Below are 22,820 nucleotides of genomic sequence, written 5' to 3'. Positions count from 1 at the left end.
GTCGGGTGGAAGGGCTCTACTCGACCGCCGGAAGGGGATGTTGGGACAGTCGTTGACAGGATGCGGAGGGCGCTGAAGCCTGAGGGCCGTCACGGATCAAGGATCCGGAAACGCTGACAGGGCGCCGACCGGGGGCCGTACGGACCGCGGGGAAGATGAGGTACGAATGGCTGAGCGCACCGGCGGCGGGCGTACCGCGATCGTGATCGGCGGCGGACTCGCCGGAATGCTCGCCGTCACGGCCCTGCGCGGCCATGTCGACGCGATCACCGTCGTCGAACGCGATCGGTATCCCGCCGAGCAGGTCTTCCGCAAGGGCGTCCCGCAGGCCCGCCATCTGCATGTTCTCCTCAGCGGCGGACAGCGCGCGCTGGACGAGCTGCTGCCCGGCACGGTCGCCGCGCTCACCGAGGCCGGTGCGCGGAGCCTCTCCATGCCGCGCGATCTGGTCACCCGTACGCCCACCGGCTGGCAGCGCCGCTTCGACGACCGCCGGCATCCGGCGCTCAGCGTCACCCGACCGGTCCTGGACGCCGTGGTCCGCGAGCGCGTGCTGCGGGCGGCGGCCGAATCGCCGACCCGGGTCGAGGTCCTGGAGGCGACCGAGGCCGTCGGGCTCACCGGCGACGCGCGGCGGGTGACCGGCGTCACGGTCCGCAGCAGGAGCGGCGAGGGCGGCGCCCGGCCGGAGCGGATGCTGCCGGCCGACCTGGCCGTGGACGCCTCCGGCCGTGCGTCGCGTACGCCGCAGTGGTACGCGGCACTGGGCCGGGAAGCGCCGCGGGAGGAGAAGGTCGACTCGGGCCTGGCCTACGCCACCCGGATGTACCGCCCCAGCGATCCGGCCGCCGAACCGGAGATCGGCGTCAACGTCCCCTGCTGGCCCGCGTGTCCGCGCGGTGCCGCGTACGTCCCCGTCGAGGGCGGCAACTGGCTGCTGACCCTGTCCGGGGTGCGCGGCCACCACCCGCCCACGGACGAGGCGGAGTTCATCGCCTTCAGCGCCACCGTCGGCGACCCGTACGTCCACGAACTGCTCGCCGGCGCGGAACCGGTCTCGCCGGTGCACGGCTTCCGCGACACCTGCAACCGCCGGCGCCGCTTCGAGCGCCCCGGGGCCGCCCCGGAAGGGTTCCTGGTCCTCGGGGACGCCAACTGCACCTTCAACCCCGTCTACGGCCAGGGCATGTCGGTGGCCGCGCTCGGTGCGCTGGCGCTGCGCGACACCCTCGCGGACAGCGGTCCGCTGCGCCCCGGGGCCACCGCCCGGGCGCAGCGGGCGGTCTCCCGCGCCGCGGAACCCGCCTGGCGCGCCGCGATCGGCGCGGACCGCCCGTACACCGGCGACGGCGACAGCACGGTGGGCCTCGGCGAGCGGCTGACGACGTGGTACATCGAGCGGCTGTCCGCCCGCGCCGCAGTCGACCGCGTCGTCGGCGGCGCCTTCCGGGACGTCTTCTGCCTCACCGCCCCGCCCTCCCGCCTGATGGCCCCGCGCATCCTCCTGCGCACGGTCTTCCTGCCACGCCGCCCCGGCCTGCCCCGGCCGCCCGCCGCTGTCGAACGCGCCTGACGGCGGCACCTGCCGGCCCCCGGGGCGGAACGGGCCCCCGGCCGGAGAACCGGATGCGGCGGCCACGGGTGCCGGGGAAGGGTGAGGCGGCATGACATGGACGACGACACGGGATCTCGATGTCTTCGAGGCGGCCACACGGGAGTTCGTGCGGGGACGCCCGGTGCAGCACACGCTGCTGCTGTCGATCGCGTCCTCCCTGCGGGCCCTCGGGCCGGACGCGTACGGGACGGACGCCCCCTGGTTCGGATGGTGGGGGAGAGACGAAGAGGCGTCGGTCGGTGGCGCGTTCGTCTGGACTCCGCCGCGCGCGGTGGTGCTCTCCCCGCTGCCTGCGGTCGCCGCGGCCGAGCCGGTCGACGCCCTGGCGCGGCAGCGGCTCGACATCCCCGGGGTGACCGGCTGCGAGCCGACGGCGGAGGCGGTCGCCACGGCCTGGCAGCGGCGGCACGGCGGTCCGGTGTACCGCGCCGAACGGCACCGCCTCCACCGGCTCGGCGAGCTGACCCCGGCCGCGCCCGCCCCGCCCGGAGCGGCCCGGCCCGCCACCCCCGCCGACCGGGAGCTGCTGCGGGGCTGGTTCGCGGCCTTCGCCGCGGACGTCGGCGGTCCGCCGCCCCGCGACACCCGAGCCCTCGACGACCGGATCGCCGACGGCCGCTGCACCCTCTGGGTGGCCGGCGGACGGCCCGTAGCGATGGCCGGGGTCACCCGTCCCCTCTTCAGCACGGTCCAGGTGGCTCCCGTCTACACCCCGCCCGAGCTGCGCGGACGCGGCTACGCGGGGGCGGTGACCGCGGCCGCCTCCCGGGCCGCCCGGAGCTCCGGGGCGACCGAGCTGCTCCTCTTCACGGACCTCGCCAACCCCACCGGCAACGCCCTCTACCGGCGGCTGGGCTACCGCCCGGTCGAGGACCACCTGAGGATGGAGTTCCGACGGGCCGGGCGGCCTGACCAGGCGGGTGGCGGCAACCGGGGTGAGTGGGGGTGGCGTGAACACTGGGCCGGGTGGGGGTGGAGCGGGCACTGTGCCGCGGTTCCCCGGCCGGCCCGCCGGCCCGATGCCCGCTTGACCGGCTCGCTCCGGGCGGCGGCGAAGCGCCTCTGGGCCGGGGGCGCCCGCCAAGTGGTCGGGGCGCGCGCCGTTCGTCTCGCCCCTTGTCCTCGCTTCGGCCCCCGGTCCTTGATTTCACCCGAATGGCTGCCTCCGGGTTGCGGCATGCAGTCGGGGCTCGTAAGGGTCGAGGCCGTAACGGTCGGGCGGCGTGGGGCCGGCCCTGCCGTACGCGCCGGACCGCGCACGGCAGGCCGGAGGGGGTGCCTGCACGGAGGGGGTGGCTGTGCCTGACATATCGCAGCTCACACCGCCGGCAGGAATGCCGCGGCAGGTCGCGCGGTTGGTATCGGAGAGTGATGGTGTTGAGTCCGGGGCCGTGTGCCGCACCGTACGGCGGCGCAGGGCGGCCCGGGAGCGCCGGAACCCTCCGCTCACGCGGCCCGTTCACTTCGCGACTGCCCCGACCATGGAGGTGCTGTGACCGCATCCCGACCCCGCCGTACTCCGCTTACCGCGTTGCGCCCCGCGAGCTTCGGCGCCGAGCCCACCGGGGAGCGGCTGGCCAGGATGCGCAGGTCCCCGCAGTTCGTGGACGGGCAGTTCCGCAATCCGGCGCCCACCCGGCAGTTGCTCCGGGGCGCCGCGCTGCCGATGGCTCGTACGCAGCTGAGCCGTGCGGGCCGGTTGCGGCGGGCACCGGTCGGCCGGATTCCGGTGCACCGCCCGACGGCCGCGGACTGGGGCCGGCCGCCCGCCTCCGGGCTGCGGATCACCTGGATGGGGCATTCGAGCGTGCTCGCCGAGATGGACGGCCACCGCGTGCTCTTCGACCCGGTCTGGGGTGAGCGCTGCTCCCCGTTCAGCTGGGCCGGGCCCAAGCGGCTGCATCCGGTGCCGCTGGAGCTGGCGGAGCTCGATCCGGTCGACGTCGTGGTGATCTCGCACGACCACTACGACCATCTCGACATGCCGACGGTCCAGGGCCTGATCCGCTCCGGCGCGGCCTTCGTCGCGCCGCTCGGTATCGGCGCCGACCTGGAATTCTGGGGCGTTCCCGCGGAGCGCATCACCGAGCTCGACTGGGACGAGACGACGCGCGTCGGCGGGCTGACGCTGACCGCCACGCCCGCCCAGCACTTCTGCGGGCGCGGACTGCGCGGCCCGCAGCACACGCTCTGGGCCTCCTGGGTCGTCGCCGGTTCCGAGCACCGTATCTTCCACAGCGGCGACACCGGCTACTTCCCCGGATTCGCGGAGATAGGCGCGGCGCACGGCCCGTTCGACCTGACCATGATCCAGATCGGCGCGTATTCGGACTTCTGGCCGGACATCCACATGACGCCGGCGCAGGGGGTGCAGTCCCACCTCGACCTCCAGGGCGGCGAGCCCACCGGGGCGCTGCTGCCGATCCACTGGGGCACCTTCAATCTGGCCCCGCACCCGTGGGCGGAGCCGGCGGAGTGGACGATGTCCGCGGCCCATGAGGCCGGCGTGGCGTCCGTCGCGCCGCGGCCGGGGGAGCCGTTCGAGCCGGCCGACAAGCCGGCCGTGGACCCGTGGTGGCGGGCGGTGGCCGTACCGCCGGTGCATGGCTGGCCCGCCTGGCCGCCGGTGGCGGCGACCCGGGAGGCCGCGGGGGCGGCGGACGTGCTCGTGGGCGACGACCTCGTCAGCGAGCGGTGATCGCGCGGCGAGGAGTGCGGCGGGGCGTGCGGAGGGAAGCCTTCGCCACCGGGGGCGGCGTGGCGGTTCGGGGACGGTGGTCGCCGAGGCGTGGCCATGGATGCGTCAACTCCCGTTTCTTGAACGGGAGTTCGTATTCTTTCGTACTGCCGTGCGCGCCATGCCTACCCACGGAGGTGGCGCGGGGTAGCGAAACCCCGAAGTGGGTCCGAACACCACCTCCGTAACAACTAGCGTGCGTGCTCCGTGAACTGCCAACGGCCGATCCGGAGGGCGCCCATGCCTACCGCACCCCCACACAGGACCCAGTCGTCCCAGGAGGCTCAGAGGTCCCACGGGGGACGGCACGGTCGGGCCGCCGTCCCCGAGTCGGCTGCCGACTCGGCAATACGCTCCCGGCTGGTCCGGCTCGCCGCGGTCCCCTGTCTGCTCGTCGCCGTCATCTGCACCGGCGTCGCCGCCTTCGTCGTCCAGAGCGGCGGGGCCCGCCTCACCGGCCGGGAATGGCCGGTGCTGACCAGCGGACTCGTCGTGGTCTGCGTCATCGTGCTGATCGCCGGCGTCGCCGGGAACTCCGAGGCGCGCGCCGTGGTGAACCGCTATGCGCGGCTGCGCCAGGTGTGCGCCCGGAGCCAGTCCGAGCTGTACGACCTCCTGGACCGCGTCCGCCGGAACGAGTGGATCGAACACCGCGACCCCGAGCCGGCACCGGAGCCCGGCGGCGATGCCCTCGACCTGCTCGCCCATGAAGTCGCCGCCGCCGGCCGGGCCGCCGAGGCGGCCGTCGTCGAAGCGGTGGGCATCGCCCGCTCCAACGCCACCGGCAACGAGCAGAAGTTGGAGGTCTTCGTCAACCTCGCCCGGCGGCTCCAGTCCCTGGTGCACCGCCAGATCCAGGTGCTGGACGAGCTGGAGCACCAGGTGGAGGACCCGGATCTGCTCAAGGGGCTGTTCGTCGTCGACCACCTGGCCACCCGGGTCCGCCGGCATGCCGAGAACCTCGCCGTGCTCGGCGGTGCCGTCTCCCGCCGCCAGTGGACCCGTCCGATCACCATGACCGAGGTCCTGCGCTCCTCGACCGCCGAGGTCGAGCAGTATCCGCGGATCAAGCTGGTGCCGCCGGTGGAGGGCACCCTGCGCGGCACCGCGGTCGCCGATGTCGTCCACCTCCTCGCCGAGCTCGTCGAGAACGCCACCATCTACTCCGCCCCGGAGACGCCGGTCACGGTGCGCGCGCAGCACGTCAAGTCGGGGCTCGCGGTGGAGGTCGAGGACCGCGGCCTGGGCATGTCGGCGGAAGAGCAGGCGCAGATGAACCGGCTGCTCGCCGACCCCGAGCAGATGGATCTCACCGAGCTGCTGGACGACGGCCGGATCGGTCTCTACGTGGTCTCCTCGCTCGCCCGGCGGCACGGCATCGTCGTCCAGTTGCAGAGCAACATCTACGGCGGTGTGCAGGCCGTGCTGATCCTGCCGCCGTCGCTGCTCGGCGCCAACTCCGCCCAGGTCCGGGACGAGTTCGACGGTTCGGTGGTGCCCCAGGCGTCCCTTGACTACCACGACGAACCCGCCGCCGATCACGGGCGCGCCCCGGGCGACGGGTACGACGAGGGCGGCGCCGGCTCCCCGTACGACGGCGGGTACGGGCGGCACGACGACCTCATCTACCCCGGCGGGGGGTTCGATGCGACGACCGACGCCGGTTCCGAGGCCGCCCGTATGGTCGCCTTTCACCGGGCGATGGCCCGCCTCGCGGCCGACGCCGACATCGACGCCGGCGCGATCGAGATCCGCCCGCCGGCCGGCGCCAAGGCCCGCCCGGCCGGGCCCGCCACCCCGCGTCCGGCCGCGCCCGCCGACGCCCGGCCCACCCCGCCCGCCGACCCGCGTCCGGGCGCCCCCGCCGACAGCCGGCCCGCGGACCCCGGCCCCGTCGTCCTGCCGCCCGCGCCGCCGGTCGACGACCACGGATCCCGGCCGCGGCTGCCGCGCCGCATCAAGCAGACCCACCTCGCGCCCCAACTGCGCGACGATCCGCGGCTGCTGCCCCGCCGCGAGGGGCCCGAGCGCATCCACGACCCCAACCTGATGGCCGCCTTCCAGCGCGGCTTCAGCCTCGGCGACCCCGACTACGCGGCCGGCCGCACCACGGCCGGCCGGACCGCCGCCGGCACCGGCCCCACCCCGGGCCAGGACGGCTTCCCCGGCCGCCCCGGCGACCCCGACCTGTTCTTCGACCCCGACCACGACGCCCCGAAGGCTCGCCCCCGAGGAGACGACCACAACCATGGTGAGTGATGTGCATGCGCAGACGCACGCCGAGTTCCGCGGAAGTCAGCACACCGACCTTTCCTGGCTGCTGACCGGACTCGTACAGCGCGTACCGCACACCCGAAGCGCCGTACTGCTGTCCTCCGACGGCCTCGTCAAGGCTTCCCACGGCTTCGAACCGGATGTCGCCGACCATATGGCGGCGCTGGCCTCCGGCCTGTACTCCCTCGCCCGCAGCGCCGGCGCGCGCTTCGGGGAGGGCAGCGACGTCCTCCAGGTCGTCGTCGAGCTGGAGGAGACCTTCCTGTTCGTCTCGGCCGCCGGGACGGGGGCCTGCCTGGCGGTGCTCGCCGGGCGCGACGCCGACGCCGCGGTGCTCGGCTACGAGATGGGGATGCTCGTCAAGAGCGTCCGGCCGTACCTGTCCACCCCCGCACGCCATCAGGCCCCGGCGGGCGGTCGTTGACCGGGGCCCTGCCCCGCCGTCGGTGGCCGGGCGGGCAACCCATGTACGACGGAGCCGCGGGCGAGATGATCCGCCCGTTCACCGTCAGTACCGGCCGGACCCGCCCCGCGGGGCAGTTCGACCTGCTGACCATGGTGCGGGCGACCGGACGGCGGCCCGCCGCCGCGCAGGGACCTGACCACGTCCGCGTCCTGGCGCTGTGCGGCGGGCCGGTCTCGGTGGCCGAGATCGCCGCTCACATACGGCTTCCCGCCGTGGTCACCAAGGTGGTCATCGCCGACCTCGTCGCCTGCGGCGCGCTCACCGCGCGGGCCCCCGCCGCCGTTTCGGCCGGGCCCGCGTCCCGTACTGACCGTGCCCTGCTGGAGGCGGTGTTGCATGGACTTCGTCAACGACTGTGACCCCCCGGCCATGGGGGACCCCGGACCCGATCCCTTCCCGACCGCGCTCAAGATCCTGGTCGCGGGCGGATTCGGGGTCGGCAAGACCACCTTCGTCGGTGCGGTGAGCGAGATCGAACCGCTCAGCACCGAGGAAGTCATCACCCAGATCAGCGTCGGTACCGACGACCTGGCCGGGGTCGAGGAGAAGACCACCACGACCGTCGCGATGGACTTCGGCCGGATCACCCTCGACTCGGACCATGTCCTCTACCTCTTCGGCACGCCCGGGCAGACCCGCTTCTGGTTCCTGTGGAACGAGCTGTCCGACGGCGCGCTCGGCGCGGTCATCCTCGCCGACACCCGGCGCCTCGACCAATGCTTCGCCGCGGTCGACTTCTTCGAGCGGCGCGGCATCCACTTCATCGTCGCCGTCAACGAGTTCGACGGCTCCCACCACTACGAGCCCGACGAGATCCGCGCCGCGATAGACCTCGCGCCGGAGGTCCCCGTCGTCCTCTGCGACGCCCGGCAGTGCTCCTCCGGCACCCATGTCCTGGTGTCGCTCGTCGAGTACCTGCTCACTCCCGCCCTCGCCGCCACCCCGGAGCTCCCGTGAACCACCCGTCCCGTTACCCCTTCTCCCACTTCCCCGCCTCCCGCTACCCCTCTTCCCGTATCCCCTACGCCTCCTACGACCTGACCCGCCATCTGATGCTCACCCCGCAGGACGACGAGGCCCCGGCCCGGGTGCGCCGGCTGCGCGAGCTGGGCATCGGCAAGGATCCGCTGCCCGCGTTCGACGATTTCGCGCGCAAGCTCGCGCGGACCACCGATACCCCGTACGCCATGGTCAACTTCATCGACGAGCGCGAGCAGTACTTCGCCGGTCTCTACGTGCCCGACCAGGACAAGGCCATCGAGCTCGGCCCGGTGCCCGCCGGCGGCCGGCCGGGCCGGGTGATGGCCCGCGACCACGGCTACTGTCCGCACGTCGTGGTGCGGCGCAAGGCCCTGGTTCTGGAGGACGTCTGCGACTATCCGCGGTTCGCCGGCAATCCCGTCGTCGACGAGCTCGGCATCCGCACGTATATGGGCGCGCCGCTGATCGACCATACGGGCATGACGCTGGGCACCGTCTGCGTCGTCGACCTCGAACCGCGCCCCTGGGGGCGGGAGGGGCTGCACACGATCAAGTCGCTGGCCGCCGAACTCGTCGAGCAGATCGGCGAGATGGAGCGCCGACAGAAGGCGTCCGAGTCCGAGGAGTCCTGAACCGGAGCGCCCGGCAACGGGGTCCGTCCGGTCGGCTCCGGGGCCGCGGTACGGCGGCGGCCCGCGTCCGGTGCTCAGGTCAGCCGGGCGAGCGGTGCCGGCCCGTCCGGCAGTTCCGCCTCCTCCGGCCACTCGGCCGGCTCCCGCCGTACCAGCTCCGCAAGCCGGCCGGACCACTCGCCCTTGACCTGGCCCAGCGCCAGTTCGCCCAGCCGCAGCAGCTGGATGTCCGAGGTGCCGGCCGGTGCGAAGACGTGGTGCGCATCGCGCAGGAAGCGCTCCACGGGCCGGTCGGTGAAGAGGCCGCAGGCGGCATGGACGTCCATCGCGTCGCGCGCCGACTCCAGGGCCGACTCCACATTCACCAGCTTGGCGTTCATCAGCTCCGCGTCGCACGGCAGCCCCTGGTCCAGGAGATGCACCGCGTGGTAGGCGGACAGCCGGGCGAGCAGCAGCCGGGACTGGATCCGGCCGAGTTTGAGTTTGACGGTGGCCAGGTCGGCGAGCGGTTCGCCGTAGCGGTGCCGCTCGGTGCAGAACCGGGTGGTCTCGTCCAGCACCGCCTGGTGGATGCCCAGTGACACCGCGGTCAGGTTGGGCCGCCCGTACAGCACGCTGGAGGAGTACGCCACGGACAGCCCGTCGCCCTCACTGCCCAGCAGGTTCGCCGCGGGCACCCGGCAGTCGTCGAAGAACAGCTCGCCGAAGCCGAAACCGTGCAGCCCCATGGTGGGCTGCTCGGAGCCGACCCGGAAGCCGGGGGTGCCGGTCTCGACGAGGAAGGCCGACAGGCCCTTGGAGCCCTCTCCGGTGCGGACCACCACGCCGTGCAGATCGCCGACATGGCTGTTGCCGACGTAGATCTTGCGGCCGTTGAGGACGTAGCCGTCGCCGTCCCGGACTGCGGTGGAGGCCATGCCCAGCACATGGCCGCCGGACTGCGGTTCGGTGACCGCGATGGTCGGCAGGCAGTCGCCGGACGCGATGGCCGGCAGCCAGGTCTTCTTCTGCTCCTCGTTGCCGAAGTGGACGATCTTCGCTACGCCCAGCTGGGAGGCCTGCACCATGGCGCCCATCGCGGCGCTGACCCGCGAGAGCTCCTCGATGATGAGGGTCTTGGCGACATGCCCGGCGCCCATCCCGCCGTAGGCGCGGTGCACCGTCGCGCCGAGCCATCCCTGGCGGGCGATCAGACGCGACAGGTCGTGGCAGACCGTGCGGTTCGCCTCCATCTCCGCAATCCGGGGCCGGACCTCGCGCTCGGCGAAGTCCCGCACCCGCTGCCGGAGTGCCTCATGCCGCTGGTCGGTGAAGTAGCGGTGCAAGACGAGCCCTCCTCCGCGATCTGTCCCGCGCTGGCCGCTCCCTCTCTCGGGGCGGCACCGGCGGCGCCGCCTGTGGTCGTACCGGAACGTGATCTGCCGCTTACCGCGTGCAATACCCGTTGGCATACCTACTGCGGACCGCACGAAACATCAACTGGGTGCGATTGCGTGAACAGTTGGCGCACGCGCCACGGCCGCACCACCCCCCTGTTCGAGACGCTGGTGGCGCGGCCCCGGACCGTCCCGGAACCGCGCCACCCCGCGCCACCCGGCCTCGCAGCAGCCGGTGCCGCGGGTCAGTGCCCGGCGCCGCAGCAGGACTCGCGCCGCTGCTGGCGGCCCACCTCCAGCCAGTCGGTACCGGCCGCAGCCATCGAGCGCAGCGCATGCTCCTCGGGCGCCGGGAAGGCGTCCACCAGCGCCCGCTGCTCGTACAGCCGGCCGCCCTTGACCACCGCCGAGGTCCGCACAAGGGTGCTGAAGTCGCTGAACGGATCGCCGTCCACCAGCGTCATATCGCCCAGCTTGCCGACCTCCAGCGTCCCCAGGTCCCGGTCCGCGCCGAACACCCGGGCCGGCAGCGCGGTCGCCGTCCGCAGCGTCTGGCTCACCGTCAGCCCGCCGCGGTGCAGCGCCCGCAGGGCCAGGTGCATCGACAGCCCGACCGCCACCAGCGGCTGGTCGGTGCCCAGCGCGATCAGCCCGCCGCCGCCCAGGATCCGCCGATAGACGCCCACTTCGGTCTGGATGTCGGCCAGTTGCGCGGGCGTCGGCCGGCGCCCGGAGCCCTCCCGCACGACCGCGGTGTCCCACGGCGGCATCAGCCTGGTCACCCGCACGTCCGCGGCCAGCGCCGGATCCTCGCCGATCAGCGGGGTCGCCGAGAACGGGGTGGCGAGCATATGGAAGCCGCTGCCCGTGTAGACCTCCTCGACGTCCTGGTACGCATGCCCGGTGCTGGACACCGCGTGTCCGAACTCCAGCCGCTGGGTGGCCTGGAGATGGGTCGTCAGGTCCTGCCCCAGCTGCATGCCGGGAGTGAGCAGATGGCTCCCTGAGCGCACCCCGAGCCGCTCGTGGGCGAACCGCGCGGCCTCCGCCATCACCCAACCCGGCGCTCTGACATAGGTCTTGACGAAGTCCCAGTCCAGCGCCGCACCGCGCTCCAGCGACCGCCGCAGCCCCTCCCGGGTGCGGTGCGCCCGCCCCATGCTGTACGCGACCCGGCCGCCGTCCAGCAGCTCACCGCAGCTCAGCAGCCGCGGCCCGGTCAGCGCCTCGGCGGCCAACGCCTCGCGGAGGCGGGCCTGTTCGTACGAGAAGCCGCCGCAGGAGACGGTGGTGGTGATGCCGTACGCGAGCTGGAGCGCGGTCTGCCGGCCGCCGTACGTCGTCTGCCACGGGTGCGTGTGCGCGTCCCACAGGCCGGGCAGCACGGTCTTCGTCGAGGCGTCCACCCGCCGGGCGGTACCGGCACGGGACGCCCGGTGCGGCTCCACGGCCGTGATCCGCCCCTCCCGTACGACGACGTCGACGTCCTCGCGCACCGCCTCGCCGGTCCCGTCCCAGAACCGGCCCGCGTGCACGACGGTGTCCCGGGCGCGCGAGGGGCGGCGTTCCAGGGCGACCGGGACGGTCCGCGCCGGGCCGCCGGACACCGGGATCAGCCGCAGCCTCCCGGCGGAGAGGTACAGCAGCGTCGCGGAGTCCCCGGACCACGAAGGGTGGTCGGCGGCCTCCTCGGTCAGCTGCCGCGGCGGGCCGTCCGGCGTCCCGTCGGACCGCACCGGCAGCACCCACAGCGCCGACTCGGCGATCAGCGCCAGCAGCCGGCCGTCCGGCGACCAGACCGGGCCCGAGTCGTAGCGGTCGGCGATCGAGACATGCTCGGCGACCGGGTACAGCCGGTCCTTGCCGGACTCGGCGTCGACGATCCGGATGACGTTGTAGCCCTCGCGGAACCGGCGGTTGAGCCGGTTGCGGTCGCACAGCGCCAGATAGCGGCCGTCCGGCGACCAGCTGGGTCGGCCCGGCAGCCCGCCGGCGCCCATCGGCGCGGCCAGCACCTTCTCCGTGCCGTCCGCCAGCGTCCGGACGACGAGGTTGCCGGACATGTCGAGCGCGGCCAGCCGCCCGCCGTCCGGGGACAGCGCCGGCTGCACCCGCCCGCCGGTCGCCAGCACCGTCTCCGTCCCGGACTCCAGCTCCCGGCGGCGCACCGCGAACAGCCCGTCCCGGTCGTCCGCGTACACCAGCGACCGGCCGTCCCGGGACCAGCTCGGCGCGAGCACATAGCGGGTGGCGTCGGCGGCGGTGATCCGGCGCGGCGCGCCGCCACCCGAAGTGGGCGCCAGCCACAGGGAGTTGAGCGCCGCGAAGGCGACCGTGCGGCCGTCGGGGGAGAGCGCGGGCAGATGCACCCCGCGCACCGGACCGGCCGCGGTCCGCTCGAAGCCGTAGTCCTTGACGCGGTACTCGGGGCGGTGCAGCGGCAGACGGGCGGCGAACGGAATGCGCTCGGCGTGCTCCGGGGCGGCGGGCCGTACGATCCGGAACTGGCCGCCGACCGTCAGCAGCAGCTCCTCGCGCGACACCCAGCGCGGCGGCACCGGCTCCACGTCCCCGCCGACAGCGACCGCCGCACCGTCCACCACCAGCGTGCAGGTCGGGCCCGGATAGTCGGTGGTCCGCAGATACGCCAGCCGCCCGGCGGGGGAGACCGCCGGGACCATCACCTGGGCCGCGGCCGTCTCGGTGTGCTCGGTGCGCACCGCGCCCTGCCCGTCGGCGGGCACCGAAGCGACCGTACGGGAGGCCAGCGCGGTGCCGGCCACCTGCCCGCGGACGAAGAAGAGCCGCGAGCCGTCCGGCGACCAGCACGGGTCGAAGTCCTCCCAGGCGCCGTCCTGATGGGGACCCTCCTGGCCGGGCAGCCCGGTCACCCGGGTGAGCCGCCTGGTCTTCACCTCCAGCACCCATAACCGGTACGGGCTGCCGCTCACCGCGTCGCCGCCGCGCTCCGAGGCGAACGCGATCCGGGTCCCGTCCGGCGACCAGGCGGGCCCGCGGTCGTCCCAGGGGCCGTCGGTCAGCTGTTGGAGGCCGGAGCCGTCGGCGTGCAGCGTCCAGAGGTGGAAGTTGCCGCCCCGGTAGGCGCAGACGGCGATCCGGCGGCCGTCGGGGGAGTGCACCGGACGGGTCGGTTCCAGGTCGGGCGGGGTCAGCGCCACCGCGTCGCCGCCGGTGCGGGGCAGCGACCACAGGACGTTCTGGACCTCGGCGACCAGCCGGTCGCCGGCCGGGGCGAGGGAGGCCGCGCCATTGGTCGCGGCGGTGAAGGAGAGGGCGGCGCCGGACGCGCCGGCGGCGGGCTGCGCCGCCGCGGACGTGGGGGCGGCGACCCCGGCGAGCCCGGCCGCGGCGGCGGCCGACGCGGTGCCCTGGAGAAATCTGCGGCGGGACAGCGGCGAACGCCGGATCGGCACGTCGCCGGAACGGTCTGTGGTGTCCAACGATCCTCCTACGAAAGGGGGTTGCGGCACAGGGCCGACACAGAACCGCCTGATCGTGCCACGCCGCGCGGGCCGCGGGCCAACTCCGCCGCGCGCCCCGTGGCGCACCGCCGCCCGGCGGGACAGAGTGGGCGCGACCGACGCCCGCCAGCCCAGGAGGCAACGATGCAGCAGGACTTCCACCAGGCCCCCGACGGCGCCCGAATCGCCACCTACACCTGGCTCCCGGAGTCCGGGGTGCCGCGCGCCCTCGTCCAGATCGCCCACGGCGCCGCCGAACACGGCCGCCGCTACGACCGCTTCGCCCGCTTCCTGGCCGGCCACGGCTACGCCGTCGTAGCCTCCGACCACCGCGGCCACGGCGCCACCGCCGCCACCACCGGCGGCCTCGGCGTGGTCGGCGAGGACGCCTGGCGGGCGATCGTCGGCGACCTCAAGGGCATCGGCGACCACGCCGCCGCCGCCCACCCCGGCGTCCCGCTCGTCCTCCTCGGCCACAGCATGGGCGCGATGCTGGCCCGCGACTACGCCCAGGAATACGGCGCCGACCTCGCCGGGCTGATCCTCACCGGCGCCTTCCGCACACTGCCGGGCCTGGACATCGACGCCGCGTCCGCCGAACTGGAGGCGGAGATCGCCGCCCACGGCCGCGCCCACCTCTCGTCCTTCATCCCGCGCACCTTCGGCTTCTTCAACGACGCCTTCCCGCACCGCACCGGCTACGAATGGCTCTCCCGCGACACCGCCGAAGTGGACCGCTACGTGGCCGACGAACAGTGCGGCTTCCCGTTCTGCGCCGGCCTCGCCCTCGACTGGGTACGGGCCGTCCGCAAGGTCAACGACCCGGCCCACCTCGCCCGCATCCCCCGGGGCCTGCCCGTCCACATCGCGGTCGGCGACCAGGACCCCTGCCACCAGCGGCTGACCCTGATCCATGAACTCCTGGAGGACTTCCGCTATCTCGGCATCCGCGAGCTGACCTGGCGCGGCTACCCCGGCGCCCGCCACGAGATCCTCAACGAGACCCACCGCGACGAGGTCCAGCACGATCTGCTCGGCTGGCTCGACAAGCACCTCTGAACCGCCGCGGCCGGTCCCCCGGGAGCGTCATCCGCCCAGGAACCCGGTGATGCGGGCCCGCAGGCCCTGCGGGTCGAGCCCGTGCCCCGCCAGGTGCTCGTCGAGCTGCCCGTAGCGGCGCAGCTCCCGGCGGCCCACGCCGAGCCCGAGCACCCGGTGCGGCCGGTCCGCCAGCGCGTCGTTGGCGAACCGGGTGGAGGTGCCGGCCAGATACGGCTCGACCAGCACCACGTCGGCCGCGTCGGCCGCCCCGGCGGCGGCGCGCAGCGTCCGGGCGTCGAAGGGCCGCACGGTCGTCGCGTACAGCACGGTCACGTCCAGACCCTCGGTGGCGGCCAGCACGTTGTCCAGCATCGGCCCGACGGCGGCCACCACCCCGCGGCGTCCCTGCCGCAGGGTCAGGAAGCCGTCCCCGCCCACCGGCCGCGGGGCTCCGTTGACCTGCACGGACAGCCGCACATAGACCTTGTCGTCGCCGGCCGCGGCGGCCTGCCGCAGCAGGGTCTCGGCCTCGTCCGGGTGGCCGGGCACCTGCACCGTCCAGCCGTCGAGGGTGTCCAGCAGTGCGACGTCGCCCGGCGCCATATGGGTGAAACCCCCGCTCGGCCAGTCGTACGAGGCGCCGGCGCTCACCAGGACCCCGCCGGTGCCCTGGTGGCCGAAGTCCAGCTTCAGCTGCTCGAAGGGGCGCTCCACCAGGAAGCTGGCGAAGGTGTGCATCACCGGCCGCAGCCCGGTCAGCGCCAGCCCGCCGCCGACGCCGATGAGCAACTGCTCGCGGATACCGACGTTGACCACTCTCTCGGGGTGCCGCCGGGCCGCGTCGGCGAAGCCGGCCACGCCGATGTCGGCGAGCACGAGGGCGAGCCGCGGGTCCTCGTCCAGCAACCGCGAGGTGACCGCGGCGAAACGCTCACGCATGGTGTCCATCACTGAGAACCTCTCGAAGTCGGGGAAAGTCGGGGAAAGTCGGGGAAGGGGGGCCGAGAAACAGCCGGAGAAACAGCCGGAGAAAAGCCAGGGAAAGAGTCGGGGAAGGGCGTGGCGAAGCGGTCAGAAGACCTGCTTCTCCTTGGGCTCCACGCGGGCCACCACCGCATGCGGACGGCCCGGGTGCGGCGCGCTGAACGCCTCGTGGAGCGCCCGGTGGTCGCGACCGTCCACGGTCGTCGCGGACCAGCCGGCGGCCTCGAACCGGGAGGCGATCCCGCCGTGCCAGCCGTGCGTGGCGGAGGAGTTGTCGATGACGAGGGTGTGCAGCCGGTCGAGGCCGGCGGCGCCCGCGAAGGCGAGCGCCTCGTGATTGCTGCCCTCGTCGAGTTCGGCGTCGCCGATCAGCACCCAGACGGCCGGGTCCGGGCGGCCCTGTGCGCGCAGCCCGAGCGCGGTGCCGACGGCCAGCGGCAGCCCGTGCCCGAGCGATCCGCTGCCGATCTCGGCGCCGGGCACCAGCTCCCGGTCGGGGTGGTGGCCGAGCGGCGAATCGTAGGCGCCGAAGCCCGGCAGCCAGTCGACGGGGAAGAAGCCCTTGGCGGCCAGTACCGCGTAGTAGGCCATCGGGCCGTGCCCCTTGGAGAGCAGGAAGCGGTCCCGCCCGGGGTCGGTGGCGGTGGCGGGGGAGACCCGCAGCACCCGGTCGTAGAGGACCCAGAGGGCGTCGAGGGTGGAGGTGGCGGCCGGGCCGTGTTTCTCATCGCCCGTCATCAGGCCCATGAGCCGGGGCAGTTCGCCGAATCCGATGGGGTCCTCGCCGGTGCGGGCTTCCGGTGCGGTGTCCGTGGCTGTGTTCGTCATGCGACAGACGTTGCAACCTCAAGCTCGCTTGAGGTCAAGTGCGGAGTCGCGGATCCGGCGAACCGTGGCAGCCCGATCCTCCTGATGACCGGCGCCACCAGCGGCAGTGCGGGTGTCCGTACCCGCACTGCCGCCCTCGTGCCCCGCCCGGCCGGAATACGGCGACGCGCGGACCCTCTGACATGGGGTATTGTTCTCTTGCGCGACCGCCCGGGGCATCCCCGGCGGAACGGGCACCGGGACGTGGCGCAGCTTGGTAGCGCACTTGACTGGGGGTCAAGGGGTCGCAGGTTCAAATCCTGTCGTCCCGACTTGTGGCAGCACAGGTCGGAAACCGTCTCCTCATCAGAGGAGGCGGTTTTTTCGTCGTTCCCGCCGTGCGCGCCGTCGTCGGCCTTTCCGGCCGTGCCCGCCGCTTCCGCCGTGCCGCGCGCCCCTCCTGCCCCTCTCGTCCCGTCTGCCTCTCTCGCCACCGGCATCTCGCCGTGCGGTCGTTGTCCGGTCACTCAACTCGTGGTTAAGTTCGGCTGCCCTCACTGTCCGTATGTGGACTGGTGCGGGGTGTTCCCGGCATGACAGGATGGGGATCGCGGTTTCGGCGGCCTTAACTGTTCGTTGGGCTCGATCGAGGGGACGGTGGCATGGCAGTGGGGGGCGACGGCCGGTCCAAGGGGGCGGGTGGCTTACTCGCGGAACGGCTCCATCACCTCTTCGCGCACATGCACCCGCCCGGCGCTCCGTACACCAACGCCTTCGTGGCCGACGAGATCAGCTGCGGGACGGCGGAGTACGGCGGGGTCAAGGTCACCGAGCAGTACCTGTCGATGCTGCGCAACGGGCGGCGTACGAACCCGAGCCCCGAACTCCTGCGCGCGCTGGCCAAGTTCTTCGGGGTGCCGGTCGGCTACCTGCTGGGCGACCTCTCGCAGCCGCAGGCCGCGCGGGTGGAGGAGGAGGTCCGGTTCCTGGCCGCCATGCGGGACCAGCGGGTGCGGGCCATCGCACTGCGCTCGGTGGGGCTGCCGCCGGAAGTGCAGGACAGTCTGACGACGATCATCTCCCAGTTCCGCCGGCAGATGAACCTGCCGGCCGACCCGCCGGAGCAGGGTGGTGATCGGCGTGGCGAACGGCCCGATACGGACCGCTGAGCACGACCGCATCTTCACTACCTGGCGGCGGGCCGGACACGAGGACGGGACGAGCATGCGAGTGGGGCAGATACGCAGGCGGTGCAAGCAGCTCATCAAGGAGCTGGAGCTGCCCGCCTCGACCGATCTGCGGGGGGTCTGCGACATCGTCGCGGCACGGGTGGAGCGGCCGGTCCACCTGGTGCCGATGAGCCTCGGCGGGGTGGTCTCCGGGATGACCGCTACCACGGACGACGGCTACTGGGTCTTCTACGAACTCAAGACGTCCCCCTGGCACCAGACCCATATCGTGCTGCACGAACTCAGCCATCTGCTCCTCGGGCACGCCCAGGACCCGGCCGTCACCGAAGAGGCGCTGCGGATCTGGACGCCGTCCGTCGACGTCGCGACCGCCATGCGGCGGATGGGCCTGACCATGGGCTTCGCCCGGCACCACGGCTATGACAGCCTCGCCGAGCGGGAGACCGAGGTGCTCGGCACGCTCCTGATGGAGCGGGTGGTGCCGTCGGAGGTGGAGCGGGAGGTCCCCCTGGAGGGGCCGGCCGCCGAGGTGGCGGCGGCGCTCGGGCCCGCATTGCAGCACATCCGGCGCCGGCAGGAGCACGCCGGACGGGCGGGAGGCACCGGTGTTTGACATCGTCTACCTCTGCTTCGGGGCCGCCGCCTGGGTGCTCGTGGCGTACAAATCCGTCGCGTGGTTCCGGGACCGCAGCAACACGGACCTGGGGCTCGCCTGTGTGATGACCGGTGGCGTGGCGACGGTCTTCCTCTTCTCCGCGCCCAGTCTCTACCGCGGTTTCGACCGGCTGCTCGGGGTGGCCAACCTCGCCATGGTCTTCCTCTACTCCTCCGTCGTGGTCTTCGCGGCCGGTGCGCTGGTGCTGCTGCTGCGCTGGACGGCGGGGGACGGCGAGGCGGCGCGGGCCCGTGCGCGGGTCAAGGCGCGGGTGGCGGTCGGGGTGGTGGCCGCGCTCTGGGCGGTGGCCGTCACCGGCTTCGCGGTCGGCCGGCCGGACGCCGTCGAGCACCCCCGCGACTTCAGCACCGCCTACACCGACGCCCCCGGCGTGATGCTTTTCCTGGTGCTGTATCTGGCCATTTTCGGATCGAGTCTGGCGGGCCTGGGGACCCTGTGCCCGCGGTACGCCGCCCGGCTCGGCGGATCGTGGCTGGCGCGCGGGCTGCGGGTGCTGGCCGCCGGCTGCTGGCTCGGACTGGTCTACTGCGCCTGCAAAGTCGTCGGCTTCGTCCTGTCGTGGTCCGGGCATCCGGCACTCTGGCTCTCCAACGGCGTGGCCCCCCTGAGCGCCTCCGTCGCCGCGATCCTCGTCCTGGCCGGATTCTCGCTGCCGGCCGCCGGCCCGCGCGTCGCCGCCTGGCGCCGGCTGCGCCGCCTCTCCCCGCTCTGGCGGACCGTCACCGCGCAGAGCCCCGAGGTCACCATGGACGGCTCGCGGTGGTCGGGCCGCTGGCCGTTCGCCGACCTGGAGTGGCGGGCCAACCGGCAGATGGCCGAGATCCGCGACGTACAGCGCGGGATCCGCCGCCATGTGGAGTCCGACGCGGTCGACATCGTCCTCGAACGGGCGCGTGCGGTTGCGCTGGACGACCGCCAGCTGGCCGCGGTCGCCGAGGCAGCGGCGCTGCGGCGCGGCCTGGAGAACCGCGCGGTGGGCCACCTCCCCGCGCACGGCGCCGACAGCGTCGTGGTGGGCACCGCCCCCACCGACCGGGAGAGCGCCCAACTCGTAGCGGAGTACGAGCACTTGGCGCTGGTCGCGGATGTCTACCACTCGCCGCTGATCGAGACCGTACTGACCGAGTTGCGGGAGCGCAGCGCCCGGCCGCGCACCTGACGCGCGGTCGCACAGACGGGGTGGCCCGGCACGGGGGTCCGGGCCACCCATGCTCCAGCGGCGGCGCCGGCCCGCACGGTCGGTGCCGCCGTACAGGGGACCGGAGGCCCTGTTCTAGAGTCGGGAGCCATGCAGAACACCGCCGAGACCGGCCCCGACGCCCCCATCGACGTGACGCCCCTCCTCGACGATCCGTACGCCGGCTACGCCGCGCTCCGCGAAGCCGGACCGGTGCACCGGATCACCGGCGCCGACGGGCAGCCCGCCTGGCTGGTCACCCGCTACGACGACGTCCGCCGCGCACTGGCCGACCCTCGGCTCTCCCTCGACAAGCGCCATGCCGCGCCCGGCAGTTACCGCGGCTTCTCCCTGCCGCCCGCCCTGGACGCCAACCTGATGAACATGGACCCGCCGGACCACACCCGGGTCCGCCGCCTGGTGGTCAAGGCATTCACCCCGGGGCGCGTCCGGGCGCTGCGCGCCCCCGTGCAGCGGGTCGCCGACGCGCTGCTGGACGCCATGGAGGAGAACGGCCGCGCGGAGCTCATCGCGGACTATGCGGGCCCGCTGCCGATCACCGTCATCTGCGATCTGCTCGGCATCCCGCAGGACGACCGGCGCGACTTCCTGGCCTGGTCGGACGCCCTCGTGACTCCGGACCCCAGCCGGCCGCAGGCGATGAAGGAGGCGGTGGGCGCGATGCTGGAGTTCTACACCGGGCTGATCGCGGCCAAGCGCGCCGAGCCCGGCGACGATCTGCTCTCGGACCTCATCGCGGTGCGCGATGACGCCGAGGACGGTGCGGCCGGCGACCGGCTCACCGAGGACGAACTGACCTCGCTGGCCTTCCTCATCCTCTTCGCCGGCTACGAGAACACCGTCCACCTCATCGGCAACGCCGTCCTCACGCTGCTCGATCACCCCGAGCAGTTCACCGAGTTGCGCCGAAATCCAGCCGAACTCCCGGCGGCCGTCGAGGAGTTCCTCCGCTTCGACGGCCCGGCTCCGCTGGCGATCCGCCGGTTCCCCGTCGAGGACCTGGACATCGGCGGCGTACGGATCCCGGCGGGGGAGAGCGTGCTGCTGTCGATCGCGTCCGCGAACCGTGACCCGGCCCGATTCCCCGATCCGGACAGGTTGGACCGGGGCCGGGAACTCTCCGGGCACCTCGCGCTGGGCCACGGCATCCACTACTGCCTGGGGGCGCCGCTGGCCCGTATGGAGGCGGAGATCGCGCTCGGGGCGCTCATCGGCCGCTTCCCGGGGCTGCGACTGGATGTCCCGCGGGGGGAATTGCGGCACCGTCGGGCGCTTCGGGCGCGTGGCCTGATTTCGCTGCCCGTGGCCTGGTAATCCGCAAACGAACACTTTTTTGATGCGTAGCCGTTCAGTCATGCGGTAGAAAAGTGCTGTGACCCGCCCGGTGTGCATCCCCCGTCGCACCGGGCGGGTCCTTTGCAGCTGCGCACGGCTCCGGCCCGCCGGGCGGATCACGGCCGGCATGGCCCGTCTGGCGCATCTGTGCTGCGGCTCCCGCGCGCTCTCCATAGCGTGACTGCATGGCATTTGACGCGTGTGTGTCCAAGAAAGCCGGCGCAATGGCGCTCACCGCCGTCGCCGCGGTGTCCCTGACGTCCATACCGGCCCATGCCCACCCCAACCGGCCAACGGGCCGCCACCGCACCATGGCCGTCCCGGCGCGGGCCGCCGCGCCCCCCGGACGGCGACAGCCCAGCGGCCTGAGCGCGCTGGCCTGGACGGTCGCCGACGCGGATACCGGGCGCGTGCTGGCGGCCAGGAATCCGCATCGCCAACTCGCCCCGGCCAGCACCCTCAAAACCCTCTTCGCGGTCACCGTCCTGCCGAAGTTCTCCGCCGACCGGGTCCGCGAGGTCAGCTCCGCCGACCTCGCCGGCCTCGGCGCCGGCAGCAGCGTCGTCGGCGTCCGCCAAGGCCAGAGCTACCAGGTCGCCGACCTGTGGCACGGCGTCTTCCTGCGCTCCGGCAACGACGCGGTGCATGTGCTCGCCTCGATGAACGGCGGCTGGTCGGCCACCGCCCGCGAGATGCAGCAGACCGCCCGAAAACTCGGCGCGCACGACACCACGGTCAAGTCACCGGACGGCTATGACGAGCCCGGCCAGGTGTCCTCGGCGTACGACCTGACGGTCTTCGCCCGCGCCGGGCTCGCCAACGCCGACTTCGCCCGCTACTGCTCCACCGCCCACGCCAAGTTCCCGGCCTCGGGCGGCGCCGAGATCGAGAACACCAACCGGATGCTGGTCGGCTCGCACGGCCTGTCCCGCTACCCGGGCATCATCGGCGTCAAGAACGGCTACACCAGCAAGGCCGGCAACACGCTGATCGCCGCCGCCCGGCGCAACGGCCACACCCTGATCGCCACCGTCCTCAACCCGCAGTCCGGGGAGGTCAACGGCGTCTACAAGGAGGCCGGGGCGCTGCTGGACTGGGGCTTCAACAGTGTGGACGAGGCCGATCCGGTCAACCGCTCCTAGCGGACACGGCCGGTCGGAGGACTGGAGGACACGGCCGGTCCCAGGACCGGAGGACACAGCCGTCCTCAGGAGGTGCGCAGCCGGGGCGCCGTCCCGGCTGCCGGCACCGGATCGCTCCCGCGGCCGGACGGGGCGCCGCTCAGGCGTTCCGCCAGCTGCCGGGCCCAGGCCGTCAGGCCGCCGACGTCGATCCCGTACGGGGCCCCGGCCGCGTACGGGGCGATGGCCGCCGCACCCCGGACCAGCAGCGCCGCACCGCCGGTGGCGTTGCCGCGCGCCGCATGCGTGAGCCCGACGGCGAGCTGGGCCAGTCCGCGCCACAGCTCCCGCTCGGTCTCCGGGGCGGCCTTCCAAGCGTCCTCCAGGACCTCATGGGCGTGGAACGGCATCCCGGCGTCCAGCAGCCGCTGGGCCTCGGCCAGCGACTCCTCCGGCGTACGCGCCACGCCCTCGGGCTGCCGCTCGACGCCCTCGGACCCGTACGGGAGGGGGCGGCCGAGCCCGTCGCGCGGGCGGGCGTTGCGGGCCCGGCCCTGCGCGTCGCGGTCGCGGCGGCGGCCGGGGGTGGCGGGCCCGGGACCGGCGGCGGGTGCGGTGTCCGTGCCGGTCCCTGCGCCGCCCTCCGCGCCGCAGTGGTCGCAGACGGCGCTGCCGGGCCGTTCGCGGATCCGGCCGCAGGCGTCGCAGACCTGGTCCAGCCAGCAGGCGGGGTCGCCGCCCTCGTCGTCACGGGACGTGTGTCGGGTTTCCTCCGGGTCGCTCACCCTTCGATTGTGCGCTGCGGGGCGAGGTGCGTCGCCAGGGGGCGGGCGACGACCGGGTGCGTTCTCGGGGGACCCGTACAGGGGAGGGGCGGCCGGGACACTGGGGGCGGGGCGCCGCCG

19 protein-coding genes and 1 tRNA gene are annotated in these 22,820 nt (G+C 73.5%); 15 read left to right on the top strand and 5 right to left on the bottom strand.

Going from position 1 to position 22,820, the window contains the following annotated elements; all coding sequences use genetic code 11:
• The first annotated feature begins 166 nt into the window (after positions 1-166).
• The 8 genes from IEZ17_RS06790 to IEZ17_RS06755 all read left to right on the top strand — a co-directional run bounded on the left by IEZ17_RS06790 (position 167) and on the right by IEZ17_RS06755 (position 8,705).
• Positions 167-1,573, top strand: coding sequence for an NAD(P)/FAD-dependent oxidoreductase (locus IEZ17_RS06790; protein WP_189297414.1), 1,407 nt, complete (start codon positions 167-169; stop codon positions 1,571-1,573).
• A 91-nt stretch (positions 1,574-1,664) separates the two neighbouring features.
• A complete protein-coding gene (locus IEZ17_RS06785; RefSeq protein ID WP_189297412.1) occupies positions 1,665-2,921 on the top strand; it encodes a GNAT family N-acetyltransferase in 1,257 nt (418 codons plus the stop codon).
• Positions 2,922-3,107: 186 nt separating this feature from the next.
• Positions 3,108-4,313 carry an MBL fold metallo-hydrolase gene (locus IEZ17_RS06780; protein ID WP_189297410.1) on the top strand — a complete coding sequence of 402 codons (1,206 nt, stop codon included), beginning with the start codon at positions 3,108-3,110 and terminating at the stop codon, positions 4,311-4,313.
• Between the two features lie 279 nt (positions 4,314-4,592).
• Positions 4,593-6,611 (top strand): sensor histidine kinase, encoded by a 2,019-nt coding sequence (locus IEZ17_RS06775; RefSeq protein ID WP_189297408.1) that lies wholly within the window; start codon positions 4,593-4,595, stop codon positions 6,609-6,611.
• A complete protein-coding gene (locus tag IEZ17_RS06770) occupies positions 6,601-7,050 on the top strand; it encodes a roadblock/LC7 domain-containing protein (RefSeq protein WP_159507060.1) in 450 nt (149 codons plus the stop codon). Before IEZ17_RS06775 ends, IEZ17_RS06770 begins: the two co-directional genes overlap by 11 nt.
• Before the next feature lie 41 nt (positions 7,051-7,091).
• Positions 7,092-7,451: a DUF742 domain-containing protein gene (locus tag IEZ17_RS06765; protein WP_189297406.1), complete on the top strand. Its 360-nt coding sequence runs from the start codon at positions 7,092-7,094 to the stop codon at positions 7,449-7,451.
• Complete coding sequence (locus tag IEZ17_RS06760) at positions 7,429-8,049, top strand: GTP-binding protein (RefSeq protein ID WP_189297404.1); 621 nt, start codon at positions 7,429-7,431, stop codon at positions 8,047-8,049. Before IEZ17_RS06765 ends, IEZ17_RS06760 begins: the two co-directional genes overlap by 23 nt.
• Positions 8,050-8,144: 95 nt before the next feature.
• Positions 8,145-8,705: a GAF domain-containing protein gene (locus IEZ17_RS06755; RefSeq protein WP_189297674.1), complete on the top strand. Its 561-nt coding sequence runs from the start codon at positions 8,145-8,147 to the stop codon at positions 8,703-8,705.
• A 74-nt stretch (positions 8,706-8,779) separates the two neighbouring features.
• On the opposite strand, the gene IEZ17_RS06750 is transcribed toward IEZ17_RS06755, so the two are convergent.
• Positions 8,780-10,030: an acyl-CoA dehydrogenase family protein gene (locus IEZ17_RS06750; protein ID WP_189297402.1), complete on the bottom strand. Its 1,251-nt coding sequence runs from the start codon at positions 10,028-10,030 to the stop codon at positions 8,780-8,782.
• A gap of 296 nt (positions 10,031-10,326) precedes the next feature.
• Complete coding sequence (locus IEZ17_RS06745; RefSeq protein WP_189297400.1) at positions 10,327-13,542, bottom strand: amidohydrolase family protein; 3,216 nt, start codon at positions 13,540-13,542, stop codon at positions 10,327-10,329.
• 165 nt (positions 13,543-13,707) lie between these two features.
• Between IEZ17_RS06745 and IEZ17_RS06740 the strand changes: the two genes are divergently transcribed.
• Positions 13,708-14,622: an alpha/beta fold hydrolase gene (locus IEZ17_RS06740; protein WP_189297398.1), complete on the top strand. Its 915-nt coding sequence runs from the start codon at positions 13,708-13,710 to the stop codon at positions 14,620-14,622.
• Between the two features lie 27 nt (positions 14,623-14,649).
• On the opposite strand, the gene IEZ17_RS06735 is transcribed toward IEZ17_RS06740, so the two are convergent.
• Complete coding sequence (locus tag IEZ17_RS06735) at positions 14,650-15,552, bottom strand: transketolase family protein (protein WP_189297396.1); 903 nt, start codon at positions 15,550-15,552, stop codon at positions 14,650-14,652.
• Positions 15,553-15,675: 123 nt separating this feature from the next.
• The gene (locus tag IEZ17_RS06730; RefSeq protein WP_189297394.1) at positions 15,676-16,416 is read right to left on the bottom strand and encodes a thiamine pyrophosphate-binding protein; all 741 of its coding nucleotides are present in this window, start codon (positions 16,414-16,416) and stop codon (positions 15,676-15,678) included.
• A 237-nt stretch (positions 16,417-16,653) separates the two neighbouring features.
• Here IEZ17_RS06730 and IEZ17_RS06725 point away from each other — a divergent pair.
• From IEZ17_RS06725 to IEZ17_RS06700, 6 genes are all read left to right on the top strand, one after another.
• Positions 16,654-16,727: transfer RNA gene (locus IEZ17_RS06725), tRNA-Pro, on the top strand.
• 330 nt (positions 16,728-17,057) lie between these two features.
• Positions 17,058-17,564 (top strand): helix-turn-helix domain-containing protein, encoded by a 507-nt coding sequence (locus IEZ17_RS06720; RefSeq protein ID WP_189297392.1) that lies wholly within the window; start codon positions 17,058-17,060, stop codon positions 17,562-17,564.
• A 61-nt stretch (positions 17,565-17,625) separates the two neighbouring features.
• Positions 17,626-18,198, top strand: coding sequence for a hypothetical protein (locus IEZ17_RS06715; RefSeq protein ID WP_229851999.1), 573 nt, complete (start codon positions 17,626-17,628; stop codon positions 18,196-18,198).
• Positions 18,191-19,420 carry an MAB_1171c family putative transporter gene (locus IEZ17_RS06710; protein WP_189297388.1) on the top strand — a complete coding sequence of 410 codons (1,230 nt, stop codon included), beginning with the start codon at positions 18,191-18,193 and terminating at the stop codon, positions 19,418-19,420. The genes IEZ17_RS06715 and IEZ17_RS06710 overlap by 8 nt, the downstream gene beginning before the upstream one ends.
• 129 nt (positions 19,421-19,549) lie before the next feature.
• Positions 19,550-20,773: a cytochrome P450 family protein gene (locus IEZ17_RS06705; RefSeq protein ID WP_189297386.1), complete on the top strand. Its 1,224-nt coding sequence runs from the start codon at positions 19,550-19,552 to the stop codon at positions 20,771-20,773.
• A 206-nt stretch (positions 20,774-20,979) separates the two neighbouring features.
• On the top strand, positions 20,980-21,936 hold the full coding sequence (locus tag IEZ17_RS06700; RefSeq protein ID WP_189297384.1) for a D-alanyl-D-alanine carboxypeptidase family protein: 957 nt from the start codon (positions 20,980-20,982) through the stop codon (positions 21,934-21,936).
• A gap of 65 nt (positions 21,937-22,001) precedes the next feature.
• On the opposite strand, the gene IEZ17_RS06695 is transcribed toward IEZ17_RS06700, so the two are convergent.
• On the bottom strand, positions 22,002-22,700 hold the full coding sequence (locus IEZ17_RS06695) for a DUF309 domain-containing protein (RefSeq protein ID WP_229851965.1): 699 nt from the start codon (positions 22,698-22,700) through the stop codon (positions 22,002-22,004).
• Positions 22,701-22,820: the final 120 nt, after the last annotated feature.

Source organism: Streptomyces albospinus (assembly GCF_014648695.1).
GTDB classification, from domain to species: Bacteria; Actinomycetota; Actinomycetes; order Streptomycetales; family Streptomycetaceae; genus Streptomyces; species Streptomyces albospinus.
This window is presented reverse-complemented; position numbering and strand designations above follow the sequence as displayed.

What these genes read in the sequence shown, in the direction of transcription:
- IEZ17_RS06735 (WP_189297396.1), bottom strand. Translation starts at nt 15,552, where the DNA reads ATGGACACCATGCGTGAGCGTTTCGCCGCGGTCACCTCGCGGTTGCTG.
- IEZ17_RS06700 (WP_189297384.1), top strand. Translation starts at nt 20,980, where the DNA reads ATGGCATTTGACGCGTGTGTGTCCAAGAAAGCCGGCGCAATGGCGCTC.
- IEZ17_RS06720 (WP_189297392.1), top strand. Translation starts at nt 17,058, where the DNA reads ATGGCAGTGGGGGGCGACGGCCGGTCCAAGGGGGCGGGTGGCTTACTC.
- IEZ17_RS06790 (WP_189297414.1), top strand. Translation starts at nt 167, where the DNA reads ATGGCTGAGCGCACCGGCGGCGGGCGTACCGCGATCGTGATCGGCGGC.
- IEZ17_RS06785 (WP_189297412.1), top strand. Translation starts at nt 1,665, where the DNA reads ATGACATGGACGACGACACGGGATCTCGATGTCTTCGAGGCGGCCACA.
- IEZ17_RS06760 (WP_189297404.1), top strand. Translation starts at nt 7,429, where the DNA reads ATGGACTTCGTCAACGACTGTGACCCCCCGGCCATGGGGGACCCCGGA.
- IEZ17_RS06755 (WP_189297674.1), top strand. Translation starts at nt 8,145, where the DNA reads ATGCTCACCCCGCAGGACGACGAGGCCCCGGCCCGGGTGCGCCGGCTG.
- IEZ17_RS06705 (WP_189297386.1), top strand. Translation starts at nt 19,550, where the DNA reads ATGCAGAACACCGCCGAGACCGGCCCCGACGCCCCCATCGACGTGACG.
- IEZ17_RS06730 (WP_189297394.1), bottom strand. Translation starts at nt 16,416, where the DNA reads ATGACGAACACAGCCACGGACACCGCACCGGAAGCCCGCACCGGCGAG.
- IEZ17_RS06740 (WP_189297398.1), top strand. Translation starts at nt 13,708, where the DNA reads ATGCAGCAGGACTTCCACCAGGCCCCCGACGGCGCCCGAATCGCCACC.
- IEZ17_RS06770 (WP_159507060.1), top strand. Translation starts at nt 6,601, where the DNA reads ATGGTGAGTGATGTGCATGCGCAGACGCACGCCGAGTTCCGCGGAAGT.
- IEZ17_RS06775 (WP_189297408.1), top strand. Translation starts at nt 4,593, where the DNA reads ATGCCTACCGCACCCCCACACAGGACCCAGTCGTCCCAGGAGGCTCAG.
- IEZ17_RS06765 (WP_189297406.1), top strand. Translation starts at nt 7,092, where the DNA reads ATGTACGACGGAGCCGCGGGCGAGATGATCCGCCCGTTCACCGTCAGT.